This window comes from Paraburkholderia xenovorans LB400, assembly GCF_000013645.1.
Lineage (GTDB): Bacteria > Pseudomonadota > Gammaproteobacteria > Burkholderiales > Burkholderiaceae > Paraburkholderia > Paraburkholderia xenovorans.
On the sequence record NC_007951.1, the window covers coordinates 1,368,206 to 1,382,007 of the forward strand.

Annotated in this window: 11 protein-coding genes and 1 pseudogene; 9 read left to right on the forward strand and 3 right to left on the reverse strand. The window is 63.3% G+C overall.

The features are described 5' to 3' along the window. Positions 1 to 58: 58 nt before the first annotated feature. The 3 genes from BXE_RS05955 (at position 59) to BXE_RS05965 (ending at position 3,527) form a co-directional block, all read left to right on the forward strand. The gene (locus BXE_RS05955; protein ID WP_011487483.1) at positions 59 to 697 is read left to right on the forward strand and encodes a phosphatidylserine decarboxylase; all 639 of its coding nucleotides are present in this window, start codon (positions 59 to 61) and stop codon (positions 695 to 697) included. Between the two features lie 24 nt (positions 698 to 721). Beyond that, complete coding sequence (pssA, locus tag BXE_RS05960) at positions 722 to 1,588, forward strand: CDP-diacylglycerol--serine O-phosphatidyltransferase (RefSeq protein ID WP_011487484.1); 867 nt, start codon at positions 722 to 724, stop codon at positions 1,586 to 1,588. A 391-nt stretch (positions 1,589 to 1,979) separates the two neighbouring features. Further along, entirely contained in the window at positions 1,980 to 3,527 is a 1,548-nt protein-coding gene (locus tag BXE_RS05965) for a 2-isopropylmalate synthase (protein ID WP_011487486.1), read from the forward strand. 100 nt (positions 3,528 to 3,627) lie between these two features. Here BXE_RS05965 and BXE_RS05970 read toward each other — a convergent pair whose 3' ends face one another. The 3 genes from BXE_RS05970 to BXE_RS05980 all read right to left on the reverse strand — a co-directional run bounded on the left by BXE_RS05970 (position 3,628) and on the right by BXE_RS05980 (position 6,694). Further along, positions 3,628 to 5,208 (reverse strand): SulP family inorganic anion transporter, encoded by a 1,581-nt coding sequence (locus BXE_RS05970; protein ID WP_011487487.1) that lies wholly within the window; start codon positions 5,206 to 5,208, stop codon positions 3,628 to 3,630. Positions 5,209 to 5,284: 76 nt separating this feature from the next. Continuing rightward, a complete protein-coding gene (locus BXE_RS05975) occupies positions 5,285 to 5,920 on the reverse strand; it encodes a carbonic anhydrase (protein WP_011487488.1) in 636 nt (211 codons plus the stop codon). A 222-nt stretch (positions 5,921 to 6,142) separates the two neighbouring features. Next, on the reverse strand, positions 6,143 to 6,694 hold the full coding sequence (locus BXE_RS05980) for a hypothetical protein (protein ID WP_007175622.1): 552 nt from the start codon (positions 6,692 to 6,694) through the stop codon (positions 6,143 to 6,145). A 184-nt stretch (positions 6,695 to 6,878) separates the two neighbouring features. Between BXE_RS05980 and BXE_RS05985 the strand changes: the two are divergent. The 6 genes and pseudogenes from BXE_RS05985 (at position 6,879) to secG (ending at position 13,775) form a co-directional block, all read left to right on the forward strand. Continuing rightward, positions 6,879 to 8,271 (forward strand): annotated as a pseudogene (locus tag BXE_RS05985) (branched-chain amino acid ABC transporter substrate-binding protein). Between the two features lie 176 nt (positions 8,272 to 8,447). After that, complete coding sequence (gene rpsO / locus BXE_RS05990; RefSeq protein ID WP_011487489.1) at positions 8,448 to 8,720, forward strand: 30S ribosomal protein S15; 273 nt, start codon at positions 8,448 to 8,450, stop codon at positions 8,718 to 8,720. Between the two features lie 344 nt (positions 8,721 to 9,064). Beyond that, a complete protein-coding gene (pnp, locus tag BXE_RS05995; RefSeq protein WP_011487490.1) occupies positions 9,065 to 11,215 on the forward strand; it encodes a polyribonucleotide nucleotidyltransferase in 2,151 nt (716 codons plus the stop codon). Between the two features lie 176 nt (positions 11,216 to 11,391). Continuing rightward, positions 11,392 to 12,408: an NAD(P)H-quinone oxidoreductase gene (locus BXE_RS06000; protein WP_011487491.1), complete on the forward strand. Its 1,017-nt coding sequence runs from the start codon at positions 11,392 to 11,394 to the stop codon at positions 12,406 to 12,408. A gap of 121 nt (positions 12,409 to 12,529) precedes the next feature. Then, the gene (gene tpiA / locus BXE_RS06005; protein ID WP_011487492.1) at positions 12,530 to 13,306 is read left to right on the forward strand and encodes a triose-phosphate isomerase; all 777 of its coding nucleotides are present in this window, start codon (positions 12,530 to 12,532) and stop codon (positions 13,304 to 13,306) included. 82 nt (positions 13,307 to 13,388) lie between these two features. Beyond that, positions 13,389 to 13,775: a preprotein translocase subunit SecG gene (secG, locus tag BXE_RS06010; RefSeq protein ID WP_011487493.1), complete on the forward strand. Its 387-nt coding sequence runs from the start codon at positions 13,389 to 13,391 to the stop codon at positions 13,773 to 13,775. Positions 13,776 to 13,802 lie beyond the last annotated feature (27 nt).

Consider the following 13,802-nt stretch of genomic DNA (forward strand, 5'->3'; position numbering starts at 1 on the left):
GCTGAACCCTGGGCGGCTTTTGCTATCCTACGGTTTTACAAAAACACAGAAGCCATTCATGAATTACCCTCATCCGATCATCGCGCGAGAAGGCTGGCCGTTCATCGCCATCGCGGCCGTCGTTGCATTGCTGATTCACTTCTTCGCGGGGTTCGGCGTTTCATGGCTGTTCTGGCTGCTGCTGATTTTCGTCGTGCAGTTCTTCCGTGACCCCGCACGCCCGATTCCCACTCAGGCGAATGCCGTGCTGTGCCCGGCCGACGGCCGTATCGTCGCAGTCGAAACCGCGCACGATCCGTACGCCAATCGTGAAGCGCTGAAGATCAGCGTGTTCATGAACGTCTTCAACGTCCACTCGCAACGCTCGCCGGTGGATGGCGCGATCTCCAAGGTCGAATATTTCCCGGGCGCGTATCTGAATGCCGCGGTGGACAAGGCTTCCACCGAAAACGAACGCAATGCGATCGTGATCGAAACGGCCGGCGGCCAGACCGTGACGTCGGTGCAGATCGCCGGTTTGATCGCGCGGCGCATTCTTTGCTACGTACGGGCAGGTGAGCCGCTCACCCGTGGCCAACGTTACGGATTTATCCGCTTCGGCTCGCGCGTCGACGTGTATCTGCCGGTGGGCAGCCGTCCGCGTGTGTCGATTGGCGAGAAGGTTTCCGCGTCGTCCACGATCCTCGCTGAACTATAAAGCGGCACCAAGGAGGTTTTCCGAATGGCCGCATTCAAACCGCGTCGACCCCGTAACAGCGGACCGCTGCCGCGTCCGTTCCGCCGTAACAAGCCGATGGTGACGGAGGCAGCGGTCGACAGCCGGCGCGCGCAGCGTCAGCAGTTCCTGAGAAAGCGCGGCATCTATCTGCTGCCGAATGCCTTCACCACAGCGGCCTTGTTCTGCGGCTTCTTTGCCGTGGTGCAGGCCATGAATGTGCGCTTCGAGGTCGCGGCCATCGCGATCTTCGTGGCGATGGTGCTCGACGGCATGGACGGCCGTGTCGCCCGCATGACGCACACGCAAAGCGCGTTCGGCGAGCAGTTCGACAGCCTGTCGGACATGGTGTCGTTCGGCGTGGCGCCGGCGCTCGTGATGTACGAGTGGATTCTCAAGGACCTCGGCCGCTGGGGCTGGCTCGCAGCGTTCGTCTACTGTTCGGGTGCGGCATTGCGTCTCGCGCGTTTCAACACGAACATCGGCGTGGTCGACAAGCGTTTCTTCCAGGGCATGCCGAGCCCGGCCGCGGCGGCGCTGATCGCCGGTTTCGTATGGCTCGCCACGGACAACCGCGTACCGCTCAAGCTCGTCTGGCTGCCCTGGGTTGCCTTCGTGCTGACCATCTACGCCGGCGTGACGATGGTGTCGAACGCGCCGTTCTATAGCGGCAAGGCGCTCGACGTGCGGCATCGCGTGCCATTCGGCGTGATCCTGCTGGTGGTGGTCGCGTTCGTGCTGGTGTCCTCCGATCCGCCGCTGATGCTGTTCGGCCTGTTCGTGCTTTACGGCTTGTCCGGCTACGTGTTCTGGGGCTATCAGGCGTTGCGGGGCAGGGCCAATCCGGCTCGTTCGGTGGTGCGCGACAGGTAATCGTTCGTTTGCGCGAGCTGTTGAACCCCATGAGAAAACGGCGGCTTCTGGCTGCCGTTTTTTCGTTTGGCGTGCCCGCCTGGCGGCGCTGGCGGGCAGGTCCGGCGCCAATTGCGTGGCGGCGGGAATGCCGCTATAGTCGTTGGATGAATGCGTTCACGTTCCTTGTCGAGCCGCGCCGTGAGCCTCCACAGGCCAGTGCGCCGGTGAGCATGCCAATGCTGGAGCGTCGGCCGCGCTGATCGTCGCGCTTTCGTTACGCTTTTCGTCACGCTGATCGTTTTTGCCCTCCGTCTGCCTCGTCTGTGATCGATTATTGCCAGCGGTAGCGCAGACAGCCGAATTCCAATATCCCATCCCCACCATTGAACGACTCCGCAGGAGACTCGACATGTCCGACAAACTGATCATATTCGACACCACGTTGCGAGACGGCGAACAATCGCCTGGCGCATCGATGACGAAAGAAGAAAAAATCCGTATCGCGAAGCAACTCGAACGGATGAAGGTGGACGTGATCGAAGCAGGCTTCGCGGCAAGCTCGAACGGCGACTTCGATTCGATCCATACCATCGCGGGCCTGATCAAGGACAGCACGATCTGCTCGCTGGCCCGCGCGAACGACAAGGACATTCAGCGCGCGGCCGACGCGCTCAAACCGGCCGACCGCTTCCGCATTCACACGTTTATCGCAACTTCGCCGCTGCACATGGAAAAGAAGCTGCGCATGACGCCGGACCAGGTGTTCGAGCAGGCGAAGCTGGCAGTGCGTTTCGCCCGCAAATTCACCGACGACGTCGAGTTTTCGCCGGAAGACGGCAGCCGCTCGGACATGGACTTTCTGTGCCGCGTGCTGGAAGCCGTGATTGCCGAAGGCGCGACTACCATCAATATCGCGGATACGGTCGGCTACGGCGTGCCGGAGCTGTACGGCCAGCTCGTGAAAACGCTGCGCGAGCGCATTCCGAACTCGCATAAAGCCGTGTTCTCGGTGCATTGCCACAATGACCTCGGCATGGCGGTGGCGAATTCGCTGGCCGGCGTGCAGATCGGCGGCGCGCGCCAGGTCGAGTGCACGATCAATGGCCTTGGCGAGCGCGCGGGCAACACGTCGCTCGAAGAAATCGTCATGGCCGTGAAGACCCGCAGGGATTACTTCGGGCTCGATGTCGGTCTCGATACCACGCAGATCGTGCCGGCTTCGAAACTGGTGTCGCAGATCACCGGTTTCGTCGTGCAGCCGAACAAGGCGGTGGTCGGCGCGAACGCGTTCGCCCATGCTTCGGGCATCCACCAGGACGGCGTGCTGAAGGCGCGCGACACCTACGAAATCATGCGCGCCGAGGACGTGGGCTGGAGCGCGAACAAGATCGTGCTCGGCAAGCTGTCGGGCCGTAACGCGTTCAAGCAGCGTTTGCAGGAACTGGGCATTGCGCTGGATAGCGAAGGCGAGTTGAACACGGCGTTCGCGCGCTTCAAGGAACTGGCCGACCGCAAGTCGGAAATCTTCGACGAAGACATCATCGCGATCGTCACGGAAGAATCCGCCGAGGCGCAGGAGAAAGAGCACTACAAGTTCCTGTCGCTGTCGCAACATTCGGAAACCGGCGAGCAGCCGCACGCGAAGATCGTGTTCTCCGTCGAAGGCAAGGAAGTGACCGGTGAGGCGCGCGGCAACGGCCCGGTCGACGCCACGCTGAACGCGATCGAAACGGAAGTGGGGAGCGGTTCGGAACTGCTGCTGTACTCGGTGAACGCGATCACCACCGGCACGCAGGCACAAGGCGAAGTGACCGTGCGTTTGTCGAAGAGCGGGCGCATCGTCAACGGCGTGGGCACGGATCCGGATATCGTCGCGGCTTCCGCGAAAGCGTATATCTCCGCGCTCAACAAGCTGTATTCGAACGTGGACAAGTTGAATCCGCAACGTTCGGAGTGAGCGAGGCAAAGGCAGCGCGCTGACGGCGCGACTGCCTGTCCGTCACAGGAGTCGCAAAAGCCCCGCGCCTTGAGTGGCGTGGGGCTTTTGCATTGTGGGGTCACTCTGTTGCCGTGCGCCGCATCGACCAGCCTCGCGCGGCGCGCGCCTGGGCCCGAACCTGATGCCGCACTTCGACGGCAATGCCGCGGTTCGGCGCGTCGGCCACGAATGTGTCGAGCAGTTCGCGCACGTCGTGGTCGACAAAGTCAGCGCGCGTCGCATCGACAATCACGGTGGCGCCGTCGGGAATCTGCTGCAGATAGTGCTTGAGCGGCACTTTGCCGAGAAACGACACGTCCTTGCGAAACGACAGCAGATAGTGATCGCCGTGTTGCGCGAGCACGATCGGGCTGCGCAGATTCGCATACAGCGCGAGCAGCACGCTGCACAGAATGCCGAGCACGATGCCGATCAGCAGATCGGTTGCGAGCACACCGACGAGAGTCACGATAAACGGTGCGAACGGCGCAAAGCCCTGCTTCGCCACGGCGGCGAACAGCGACGGCTTGGCGAGCTTCAGCCCCGTGAAGATCAGGATCGCCGCGAGGCAGGCAAGCGGAATCAGGTTGATGACGCTGGTGAGCGCGAACACGCTGACGAGCAGCAGCACGCCGTGAATGATCGCCGAGAGCCGGCTTTGTGCGCCGGCATGCACGTTGGCCGAACTGCGCACGATCACCGACGTGATCGGCAGTCCGCCGATCGCACCGGCAATCAGATTGCCCACGCCTTGCGCCTTCAGTTCGCGATCCGGCGGCGCGGGGCGTCGTTCGGGATCGATCTGCTCGACCGCTTCCAGGCTCAGCAGCGTTTCGAGGCTGGCGACGATCGCCAGCGTGATGGCCACGCGCCAGACATCGGGATTGACGAGTTGTGCGAAGTGCGGCCCGAAATCGGCCCACTCGAGCGCGAGTTGCAACGCGGCGAACGATTCGAGCGGAGGCAGGGCAACCCGATGTTCGGCGGGCGGCGCAAGCGACGGCGCCAGCACGCTGAGCAGCAACGTCGCGCCGATCCCGAGCAGGACCACCGCAAGCGGTGCCGGCACGCGACGCACCAGCGCGAAGCGGCGCAGCGCGCGCGTTTCCCAGCCGACCAGAATCGCCAGCGACAGCAACGTGATCACGCAGGCCGCCAGCGAAACCGAACCGAACGGCGTGCCAATCGAGCCGGCGGCCTGCGCAACCGGTTGCGCGGCGGACGCTGCGTCCGCGCCGGACAGCCCGAGCGCCAGCGGGAACTGCTTGACGATCAGCAGCACGCCGATCGCCGCGAGCATGCCCTTGATCACCGGCGAGGGCACGTAGGCGGCGAAGCGGCCGGCTTTGAGCATGCCGAAACCGAACTGGATCGCGCCGGACAGCAGCACCGCCAGCAGGAAGGCGGAGAAGCTGCCGAGTTGCGCGATCCCGTCGATCACGATCACGACGAGGCCCGCAGCCGGACCGCTCACGCTCAGGCGCGAGCCGCTCAGCACGGCCACCACCAGCCCGCCGACAATGCCCGAGACGAGCCCGGCAAAAGGTTCGACGCCCGATGCATTGGCGATGCCCAGACAAAGCGGCAGCGCCACCAGAAAAACGACCGTGCCCGCAAGCAGGTCGCGCTGAAACGTGGAGAAAAAAGCTCGAAGGTTCATGGTGTCGGTGCAGTAAGGAGTGAGGCCTGGTACGCGGCGAAAGCCGAACCGGTCCGGAGTCGCACGAGGTGCCGCGTCAAGCCGCGCTGTGGGCGGCGGTCGTGCAGGTCATCGCGTCGTCGGCTTCGTAGCCGGAGGAGAGGACTTTGATGCGGCCGTCTTCGAGCGCGAAGATCCAGCCGTGCACGAGCGGCGCCGGATCGGCGTCCCGCACGACAGGGTGCGCGCGTAGCCCGCGTACCTGCTCGAGCACGTTCAGCTCGGCGAGGCGGTCGATACGTTGGCGCTCGTTCGCGTGGCCATCCAGTTCCTCGTGGTGCGCCCTGGCGAGCGCGCAAAGCGGCGCGATCCGCCGATTCACGTGCGGCAGGCCAGGTTCGGGCGGCAGCAGCGCGGCGCGTACGCCGCCGCATCCATAATGGCCGCAGACGATCACATGGCCGACCTTCAGCACCTTCACCGCATATTCGAGGACGCTCGCCGAGTTGTCGTCGCCGGCCTGAAAGAGATTGGCGATGTTGCGGTGGACGAACAGGTCGCCCGGCTCGCAATGCGTGATGGTTTCGGCGGGCACGCGGCTGTCCGAGCAGCCGATCCACAGCACGTGAGGATTCTGCCCGCGCACCAGATCGCGGAAAAATGCGGGGTTGCGCACGGCGGTTTCGTGCGCCCATGCGACATTGGCGACGAGGAGACGTTTGGGACGGTTCATCGAGAGGGCTCCGTAAGCAAGGCGCATTGATTCGGCGCCGAATTCACGGCTACGCTCGCGCGGCCTCACGAGAGGCCGGCACCGAATCAATGCTTACTAAAGCCTTTCTATCAAAAAATAAATCTGCTGTGGGAGAAATAAAATTCGCTGTAATGCGTAATAAATAAAAAAAAGCCGCCCGGAAAGGCGGCTTCGTGGATGCGGGCTCGCGGCCTGCGTCGCTCAGAACAGGCTGCGGCGATCCGGATCATGCAACGGATCGGGCGTTTTCTGCGTGAGCCGCACAATGCCCTGGTCGTCGAAATAAAAGCTGTACATCATGTACCAGACGTTGTCTTCCAGATAGCGATAGGTCCAGACTTCACGCTTCATCAACGGAAAATATGCGGTTTCGACCGGGCGGCCGAAGTTCACCAGCACGTCGCTCTTGGTCCACTTGCCGATTTCCGCGCGGTAGAACTCGTTGGGTTGCAGCACCTGGCGCACGTTGACGATCTTGCCGGATGCGTCGATGTCGGCCGCGGTGGTGGTTTCGCCCATCGGCTGGGTCGGCCACATCAGCCGCTTGCCGCCGTTCGGCAGGTCGTAGCTTTCGCGCGGCGGGCCGAGGCGCGCAACGATGGTCGATTCGTCCGCGCCTTGCTGGTATTGCTGCCAGGGCTGCGCGCAGCCGGCGAGCGCGAGGGCGCTCAGGCAAACGAGCGCCGCGCGGCGCAGGCGCCTTGCGGCCGGCGCTCCGATCGAGGCCGCCGTGACGTGGTGGCGGTTGAACATGTATTCCTCCGATGGCGTGTGAGTAGCGGTTTTTATCATCGAGACGCATTATTTTGACACGCGCTGCGGCAAAAGATTTGCGCTTCGTGAAGAGCCGGTCAGGAATGACAGTAACGGTTGCGCCGGCTTGCTTATTCCGTCGTGAACGACCTATGATCCGCGCTTTCACCAATCAGGCGGGGCGATGACGATGGCGAAGTGGCAACGGACGGCGGCGGCGCTGGCAGCGCTTTTGATGACGGCGGCAGCGCACGCGGCGGGCGAGCCGGCGACCAAGCCCGTGGCCGGCGCCGCAGCTAGCCCCGCAGTTGGTCCGGCAGCGAAGCTGGCGGCTGACGCTGGAGCAATACCACCAGCTGACGCCGCAGCGAAGCCCGCGAGCAAACCCACCGGCGCGCCCATCCAGCTGGCGTTGATCGAAGGCATGTCCGGCCCGTTCGCCAACGCGGGCGCGGCGGTGGAGCGCAATCTGCGCTTCGGCGTCGAGCAGGTGAACGCGCATGGCGGCGTCAAGCTTGCCGACGGTGCGCATCCGTTCGAACTGGTCGTGCTGGACAGCAAGGGCGGCACCGAAGAGGCGCTCACGCAACTGCGTGCGGCCGCCGACCGCCATATCGGCTACATCATGCAAGGCAACAGTTCGGCGGTCGCCGCCGCGCTGATCGGCGCGATCGACAAGCAGAACAGCCGCGAACCGGGCAACCGCGAACTGTTTCTCAACTATTCCGCCGACGACCCTGCCCTCACCAACGCCAACTGCAGCTTCTGGCATTTCCGCTTCGACGCCCACGCGGGCATGCGCATGGACGCGCTGGCCGACGTGATCCAGCGCGACAAGGCGGTGGAAGGTCTATCTGCTGAACCAGGACTACAGTTTCGGCCACGATGTGAGCAGCCTCGCACGTTCCGCGCTGGCGGCGAAGCGACCGGACATCGCGGTGGTCGGCGACGAATTTCATCCGATCGGCCGGGTGAAGGACTTCGCGCCGTACGTCGCGAAGATCCGCGCGAGCGGGGCGGACGCCGTGATCACGGGCAACTGGGGCAACGACCTGACGCTGCTCGTGAAGGCCGCGCGCGAGCAGGGGCTGGACACGAAGTTCTACACGTTCTACGGCAACAGCCTGGGCGCGCCCGCCGCTCTCGGCGACGCCGGCGTGGGCCGCGTGGTCGCGGTAGCCGACTGGCATCCGAACGCCGGCGGAGTGGCTTCCGACGCGTGGTACGCCGCCTTCCGGGCCCGCTTCCCGGCCGCGCAGGACGATTACCCGGTGCTGCGCATGCCGCTGATGATCGAAACCCTGGCCGCGGCGATGTCGCGCGCCGGCAGTGCCGACCCGACTGCGGTGGCGCGAGCCCTCGAAGGGATCAAATTCGACAACGGCTTTCACGCCTCGTGGATGCGCGCCGACGACCATCAACTTATCCAGCCCCTTTACGTGATGGAAATGGACAAGGCCGGCACGCCGGGCGTGCATTTCGATAACGAAGGCTCCGGCTACGGTTTTCGCACGGTGTTGGCGTTGCCGCCCGAGCGCACGGTCCTGCCGACCGTCTGCCGGATGAAGCGGCCATGATGCAGGCGAGGTGCGCGCCATCGCCCGGCGCAGCAGGGTTCGCGGCCGGAATGGGCTGTGCTACAATACGCGTCCCGTTGCGAGGCAGGCCTTTATCCAAGGCATGTGAGCGCACGGGTAACCCACGGCACGGCCTTTCTTCCGTGACCGCCTGTCCAGTTCTTAAGGAAATCGACATGTCCGCAGTTGAAACAAGCAAGAAGTCCGAAGTCGTTGCGCAATTCGCACGCGCAGCTAACGACACCGGCTCCCCCGAAGTTCAGGTCGCGCTGCTCACGACCCGCATCAACGAACTGACCGTTCACTTCAAGGCACACACGAAAGATCACCACAGCCGCCGCGGTCTGCTGCGCATGGTGAGCCGTCGTCGTAAGCTGCTCGACTACCTGAAGGGTAAGGACGCGGATCGTTACCGCGCACTGATCGAGAAGCTGGGTCTGCGTAAGTAATCGGCCAGTCGTTCAGCAAGATGCCTGTGTCAGTTCCACTGATACAGGCATTTTGTTTTTGCGCGGTGCGCTTCATGTGATGCGCGCCGGCTGTTCTCCGCAGTGGCGTGCCGGTTCATGCGGCGGGAGCAGGAAGCAGTAATCAGGCAGTAGAGCAAGCAGTAAAGAAGAGAATCATGGCCGGGCTTCAGGGCGGAGCTTTGTGTCATTCCAGCGGTTCGCGCGCGTACTCAACGTAAAGCGTGGTTCTCTGGAATGGCATAACACTACTCTTCCCATGCGGCGCCGGTCCTGGCGTTGCCGCGCCGCTTCTGGTTCGCGCGGCATTACGAAGAGGAAAAGCAATGACTATGTTCAATAAGATCGTCAAAGAATTTCAGTGGGGACAACATAAGGTTCGCCTCGAAACCGGCGAAATCGCTCGTCAGGCAAGCGGCGCCGTGATCGTCGACGTCGAAGATACCGTGGTGCTGGCCACCGTGGTCGGCGCCAGGACGGCCAAGCCGGGTCAGGACTTTTTCCCGCTGACCGTCGACTACCTCGAAAAGACTTACGCAGCCGGCAAGATTCCGGGTGGCTTCTTCCGCCGCGAAGGCCGTCCGTCGGAAGGCGAAACGCTGATCTCGCGCCTGATCGACCGTCCGCTGCGTCCGCTGTTCCCGGAAGGCTTCTACAACGAAGTCCAGGTCGTGATCCACGTCCTTTCGCTGAACCCCGAAATCCCCGCTGACATTCCCGCGCTGATCGGCGCGTCGGCGGCGCTCGCCGTGTCCGGTCTGCCGTTCAACGGCCCGGTCGGCGCAGCACGCGTGGCCTACATCAACAACGAATACGTGTTGAACCCGACGCGTCCGCAAATGAAGGAATCGGCGCTCGACCTGATCGTGGCCGGTACGGAACGCGCGGTGCTGATGGTGGAATCGGAAGCGCAGCAACTGAGCGAAGAAGTGATGCTCGGCGGCGTGGTGTTCGGTCACGAACAGATGCAGATCGCGATCGACGCGATCCACGATCTGGTCCGCGAAGGCGGCAAGCCGGAATGGGATTGGCAGCCGGCGGCGAAGAACGAGCCGTTGATCGCCCGCGTAACGGAACTGGCGCAAGCCGATCTGCTCGCCGCTTATCAATTGCGCGACAAGCAGGCTCGTTCGGCCAAGCTGAAGGAAATCTACGCAGCCACGTCGGCAAAGCTGGAAGAAGACGCGGCAGCAGGCGGCACGGTAGCGGCCGACAAGGCAACTGTCGGCAACGTGCTGTTCGACATCGAAGCGAAGATCGTCCGTACGCAGATCCTGAACGGCGAACCGCGTATCGACGGGCGCGACACGCGTACCGTGCGCCCGATCGAAATCCGTACCGGCGTGCTGCCGCGTACGCACGGTTCGGCACTCTTCACGCGCGGCGAAACGCAGGCGCTGGTGGTGGCCACGCTGGGCACGAAGGGCGACGAGCAGAACATCGACGCGCTCGAAGGCGAATACCGCGAACGCTTCATGCTCCACTACAACATGCCGCCGTTCGCGACCGGCGAAACGGGCCGCGTCGGTTCGCCGAAGCGCCGTGAAATCGGTCACGGCCGTCTGGCCAAGCGCGCGCTGGCCGCGTGCCTGCCGAGCGCGGACGAGTTCGGCTACTCGATCCGCGTCGTGTCGGAAATCACGGAATCGAACGGTTCCTCGTCGATGGCTTCGGTGTGCGGCGGCTGCCTCGCGCTGATGGACGCCGGCGTGCCGATGAAGGCGCACGTCGCCGGCATCGCAATGGGCCTGATCCTGGAAGGCAACAAGTTTGCCGTGCTGACCGACATCCTCGGCGACGAAGATCACCTCGGCGACATGGACTTCAAGGTGGCGGGCACCGAGCAAGGCGTGACCGCGCTGCAAATGGACATCAAGATCCAGGGCATCACCAGGGAAATCATGCAGGTCGCCCTCGCGCAAGCCAAGGAAGGCCGTTTGCACATCCTCGGCAAGATGACCTCGGCTGTCTCGGGCGCGAACACGGTGCTGTCGGACTACGCACCGCGCATGATCACCATCAAGATCAATCCGGAAAAAATCCGCGACGTGATCGGCAAGGGTGGTTCGGTGATCCGCGCGCTGACCGAAGAAACCGGCACGACGATCGATATTTCGGACGACGGCGTCGTCACCATCGCCAGCACGAGCAGTGAAGGCATGGCGGAAGCGAAGAAGCGTATCGAGAACATCACGCTGGAAGTCGAAGTGGGTCAGGTGTACGAAGGCACCGTGCTCAAGCTGCTCGATTTCGGCGCGATCGTGAACATCCTGCCGGGCAAGGACGGTCTGCTGCACATTTCCGAAATCGCCAACGAGCGTATCAAGGACATCAACGACTATCTGAAAGATGGCCAGCAGGTGAAGGTCAAGGTCATCCAGACGGACGAAAAGGGCCGCGTGCGTTTGTCGGCCAAGGCGTTGCTGAACGACGCCGCGAACGGCGCGCCGCAAGGCGAGCCGACGCCGCAGCAGTAATGCGGTAGCGGACAACGGCCGGCAGCGTGAATGCGCGCCGGCCGTTTTTCATGAAGGGTTCAGGTGAATTGCGCTGCACGCGGGCGCCCCGGAGGAAATCCCGTCGGGGCACACAAACGGGTACTCTGTTTGTTCATGCCGGCATGCAACGCAATCCAATCTTGGAGTTGACGCAGATGAAAGCGATCGAAATCACCGAATTCGGTGCACCGGAAGTCCTGAAGCTGGCCGAGCGGCCCACGCCGCAACCGGCGGCGGGCGAGGTGCTGATCAAGGTGGCCGCATCCGGCATCAACCGTCCGGACGTGTTCCAGCGCAAAGGCGGCTATGCGCCGCCGCCGGGCGCGTCGGATCTGCCGGGGCTGGAAGTGGCGGGAGAAATTGTCGGCGGTACGATCGACGAAAAGAACAACCCGTTTGGCCTGAAGGTCGGCGATCGCGTATGCGCGTTGCTCGCCGGCGGCGGCTATGCGGAATACGCGGTCGCGCCGCTGCTGCAGTGCCTGCCGGTGCCGGCAGGCCTGTCGGACGTCGAAGCGGCTTCGCTGCCGGAAACGTTCTTCACGGTGTGGAGCAATGTGTTCGACCGTGCACAACTGGGCAAGGGCGAAGGCGCGCCTAACGAAACGCTGCTGGTGCAGGGCGGTTCGAGCGGCATCGGCGTGACGGCGATCCAGATTGCGCATGCACTCGGTTTTCGCGTGTTCGCGACCGCCGGGTCGGACGAGAAATGCCGTGCGTGTGAGGCGTTGGGCGCCGAGCGGGCGATCAACTACAAGACGGAAGATTTCGTCGAAGTGATCAAGTCGCTCACCAACGACCGCGGCGTCGACGTGGTCCTCGACATGGTGGCGGGCAGTTATGTGTCGCGCGAGCTGACGGCGTTGGCCGACGGCGGCCGCATCGTGCTGATCGCGTTGCTGGGCGGCGCGAAAGCGGAACTGAATCTGAACGAAGTGCTGCGCCGCCGTTTGACGGTGACCGGTTCGACGCTGCGTCCGCGGCCGATCGAATTCAAGGCGAAGATTGCCGCGCAACTGAAAGAGCGCGTCTGGCCGCATCTCGAAGACGGCCGCATCAAGCCCGTGGTGCATCGCGTGTTTCCGGCCGCGCAGGCGGCCGAGGCGCACGCGCTGATGGAAAGCAGTACGCATGTCGGCAAGATTGTGCTGTCTTGGGGCCAGGACGCTTGACACGGTCGGTTTGACCCGATCCACCCCACGCAGTAAAATTGCGCGTTTTGCGCACGCCGCATGAATCCGCAAGGCGGACTGTAAGCGCAAACGAAGTCCGCCGCCAAGACAAGACGAGACGATGTCGAAACAACGAGCCAAACTGGTAGTCGGTAACTGGAAGATGCACGGGCGCCTCGCCGAAAATGCCGTGCTGTTGCAGGCGGTGGCGCAAGGCGCGGGCGAATTGCCGGCTCAAGTGCGCGTCGGTGTTTGCGTGCCGAGCCCGTATCTCGCGCAGTCTCAATCGTTGCTGGAAGGCAGCCGGGTGGCGTGGGGCGTGCAGGACGTGTCAGCGTTCACGCATGGCGCCTACACCGGCGAAGTGGCCGCGCCGATGGCGGTGGATTTCGGTGCCACGCTGGCGATCGTCGGGCATTCGGAGCGCCGTGCCTATCATCGCGAGAGCGCCGAGCTGGTCGCGGTGAAAACGCAGCGCGTGCTGGAAGCGGGTTTGACGCCGATCGTCTGTGTCGGCGAAACGCTTGAAGAGCGCGAAGCCGGTTCGACCGAGCAGGTGGTCGGCATGCAACTGGACGAAGTGCTGGCGAAATTGTCGGAGCAGGAGGCGGCGCGGATTGTCGTCGCGTATGAGCCGGTTTGGGCTATCGGCACCGGCAAGAGCGCGAGCTCTGAACAGGCGCAAGCGGTTCACGCGTTCCTGCGCGCGCGTCTGGCGGCAAAGGGCGCGGCAGTGGCGGATGTCCCGCTGTTGTACGGCGGCAGCGTGAAACCGGAAAACGCGGAAGAATTGTTCCGCCAGCCGGATATCGACGGTGGCCTGATCGGCGGCGCGTCGTTGAAAGCCCAGGATTTCCTGGTGATCTGCAAGGCGGCCACAACGAGCGTCGCCGGTTGAGCAGGGCGCCCTGGCGAGAATGACCCCATCCCGTGCAACACGTAGTGTGTTGCGCGGTTAAATAAAGACTCAGGTGAGTGTGATGCTGTATTTGAAAACATTGATTATCGTCGTTCAGCTGTTGTCGGCACTCGGGGTTATTGGCCTCGTGTTGCTGCAGCACGGCAAAGGCGCCGATATGGGCGCGGCTTTTGGTAGCGGAGCGTCCGGCAGTCTGTTCGGCGCGACCGGTTCTGCAAACTTTTTGTCACGTACGACAGCCGTTCTCGCGGCTGTGTTTTTTATCACCACGCTGACGCTCACTTACCTCGGCGCCTATCGCGCGAAACCTTCCGCCGGCGTGCTGGGCGCGGCTGTGGCGGCTCCGGTTGCTGCTTCCGCGGCTTCTGCCGCTTCGGCGGCGGCGGGTGGTTCGGCTGTTTTGCCGGCATCTGCCGCGTCCGTTCCGGCGACGGACGTGCCGAAATAAAATTTTCGTTCAACGTGTTTTTGTGCG